General features: G+C 57.9%; 1 protein-coding gene. It reads right to left on the reverse strand.

The window, feature by feature from the left end; translation table 11 throughout:
• Positions 1–228, reverse strand: a 228-nt coding sequence (locus tag WLY71_RS31145) for a hypothetical protein (RefSeq protein ID WP_347806621.1), incomplete at both ends; no start/stop codon positions are given.

Consider the following 228-nt stretch of genomic DNA (forward strand, 5'->3'; position numbering starts at 1 on the left):
CGATGCTGATAAGGGTGTCGAGCTGAAACACGGTATACACCTCGCGAGATGCCCCGTCGTCTCCTGTGAACGTGACTCCAAAGCGCTGCTGGTTCGAGGTGCCGTTATTCGGCAGGGGCCCATACATGTGAGGTTGAACCTGATTAATGGCCCAGCGGATGAGGTCGTTGCGATTGGCGCACCCCACGGTGCCATCGTCGACGAGTTCAACCCTGTGTTCGTTGGAGG

Origin of the sequence: Pseudomonas rossensis (assembly GCF_039888995.1) — a bacterium.
GTDB lineage: Bacteria > Pseudomonadota > Gammaproteobacteria > Pseudomonadales > Pseudomonadaceae > Aquipseudomonas > Aquipseudomonas rossensis.